This is a genomic window from Mycobacterium sp. (assembly GCF_049802695.1).
Classification (GTDB): Bacteria; Actinomycetota; Actinomycetes; order Mycobacteriales; family Mycobacteriaceae; genus Mycobacterium.
The window spans coordinates 1-1,827 of record NZ_JBARMY010000361.1 but is presented as its reverse complement, the minus strand read 5'-3'; the positions used below and the strand labels follow the sequence as shown (position 1 = coordinate 1,827).

Sequence of the window (1,827 nt, the reverse complement as noted above, 5' to 3'; positions counted from 1 at the left end):
GGGTTCCGACGCGTGGCAACCGCACCCGGCGCGAGCCGACGGCGACTTCGCGCGGCTCTACCTCGGCACCGGGCTGATCGCGCTGGGCAAATCTCAGCTGTCCGAATTCGGGTTCAGCGCCTCGGCTGAGCACCCCAGGTTGGGGCCGGTGCGCAATCCGTGGAACCCCGAACACACCGCCGGGGCGTCGTCGTCAGGATCGGGCGCCTTCGTCGCTGCCGGAGCGGTGCCCATCGCGCACGCGAACGACGGTGGCGGGTCCATCCGTATTCCGGCGGCCTGCAACGGGCTGGTCGGGCTCAAGCCGTCGCGTGGCCGGTTGCCGCTGGACGCCGAGCTGCGCCGGATGCCGGTCGGGATCGTCGCCAACGGCGTGCTGACCCGAACGGTGCGCGACACCGCGGCCTTCTACCGCGAAGCCGAGCGGCTTTCTCCGTCTCGGCGACTGCGGCCCATAGGCGACATCACCGGCCCGGGCAGCCAACGGCTCAAGATCGCGGTGCTCACCCGTTCGGTGGAACGCGAATGCAGTCCGGAAGTCCGCGACTTGACACTGCAGTCCGCCGATCTGCTCGAAGAGCTCGGCCACCATGTGGAACGCATCGACACCCCGCCCGTGCCGGCCAGCTTCGCCACCGACTTCGTGCTGTACTGGGCGCTGCTCGCGACGGCGCAGATCCGGATGGGAAAGCGGGCTTTCGGCGCGTCGTTCGATCGCGCACTGCTGGACAACCTCACCCTGGGCCTGGACCGGCGCGCCAGTCGTAACCTGCACCGGATGCCGGCGGTGATCCTGCGGCTGCGGGCGCTTCGGCGGCGCACCGCGCGGTTATTCCGCACCTATGACGCCGTGCTGACGCCGACACTGGCCGACGAGACGCCGCGGGTGGGTTACCTCGATCCGACCGCCGACTACGAGCAGATCATGGACCGGCTGATCGGCTGGGTGGCGTTCACCCCGCTGCAGAACGTCACCGGAGAGCCGGCGATCTCGCTGCCGCTGGCGCAGTCAGCGGCCGGCCTGCCGGTGGGCATGATGCTGTCGGCCGGCATCGGCCACGAAGCGCGGCTGCTCGAATTGGCTTACGAGCTGGAACAGGCCCGGCCGTGGGCGAACATCGCCGCGCCGGCCTGACACCGCCTATATCAACATCCTTGACACATATCAGGCAAGTTGATATATCTGGAACATGACTGACATACAGGAATTCGATTTCGACTTCGAGCCGGCTTACCGCGGTGAAGCCGCCGAGTTCGGAGCGGGGGCCCGCCCGCCGTGGAGTCTGGGCGAACCGCAGCCGGAGATCGCGGCTTTGATCGATCAGGGTCTGATGACCGGCGAGGTGCTCGACGCCGGCTGCGGTGAAGCCGCACTGTCCCTGCACCTGGCCGCTTCGGGGCATCGCACCGTCGGCCTCGACGCGTCGCCTACGGCGATCGAGCTGGCCAAGGCCAAAGCCGCCGAACAGGGATTGGAGAACGCCTCCTTCGAGGTCGCCGACATCTCCTCGTTCACCGGCTATGACGGCCGATTCGACACGATCGTGGACAGCACGCTGTCCCACTCCATGCCGGTCGAGTTGCGCGACGGCTACCAGCGGTCGATCGTCCGCGCCGCGGCACCCGGCGCCCGCTACTTCGTGCTGGTCTTCGGCCGCGCCGGCATGCCCGAAGGTCCTATCAACGCGGTTACCGAAGAGGAACTACGGCAGGTCGTGTCCAAGTACTGGGTCGTCGACGAGATCCGGCCCGCCCGCATCCATGCCAACCTGCCCGATAGCGGCATGGGCGAGTTTCCGGTAGTGGACCTGCGTGACGAGGATAGCG

At 67.9% G+C, this 1,827-nt stretch carries 2 protein-coding genes; both read left to right on the top strand.

Features of this window, described 5'->3' with window-relative positions:
• Nucleotides 1-1,135: amidase (locus WA317_RS14960; RefSeq protein ID WP_425173776.1), on the top strand; the 1,135-nt coding region annotated here is incomplete at its 5' end.
• A 55-nt stretch (nucleotides 1,136-1,190) separates the two neighbouring features.
• On the top strand, nucleotides 1,191-1,827 hold a 637-nt coding region (locus WA317_RS14955; RefSeq protein WP_425173775.1), incomplete at its 3' end, for a class I SAM-dependent methyltransferase.